Origin of the sequence: Flavobacterium sp. LMO6, assembly GCF_009495795.1 — a bacterium.
Lineage (GTDB): Bacteria > Bacteroidota > Bacteroidia > Flavobacteriales > Flavobacteriaceae > Flavobacterium.
The window spans coordinates 1-383 of record NZ_WIBH01000074.1; the positions used below are offsets into that span (position 1 = coordinate 1).

The 383-nt window shown below is 35.2% G+C and carries 1 protein-coding gene; it reads left to right on the forward strand.

Features of this window, described 5'->3' with window-relative positions:
* Positions 1-21: 21 nt before the first annotated feature.
* Positions 22-383: prolipoprotein diacylglyceryl transferase family protein (locus GFJ99_RS13325; RefSeq protein WP_203228803.1), on the forward strand; the 362-nt coding region annotated here is incomplete at its 3' end.

Consider the following 383-nt stretch of genomic DNA (forward strand, 5'->3'; position numbering starts at 1 on the left):
ATTATGATTCACACACTCAATATGGTTTGGAATCCTTCGGAAGGGATTGATTTAGGATTTTTCTTATTACGTTTTTATAGTCTTTCTTGGGTATTGGCATTTGGATTAGGCTGGTATGTAATGAAACCTATTTTCATGAGAGAAAACGAATCGGTTGACTCATTAGATAAATTATTTTTGTACACTTTAGTGGCTACTATGTTAGGGGCGCGATTGGGTCACGTAATTTTTTATGAGCCTGAATTATTTAGTGATGACGCATGGAGTATTTTATTACCAATTAAAACTGAACCAACTTTACATTTCACAGGTTTTGCAGGATTAGCAAGTCATGGAGCGGCAATTGGCATCATCATCACCATGTTTTACATTCAAAGAAGAGT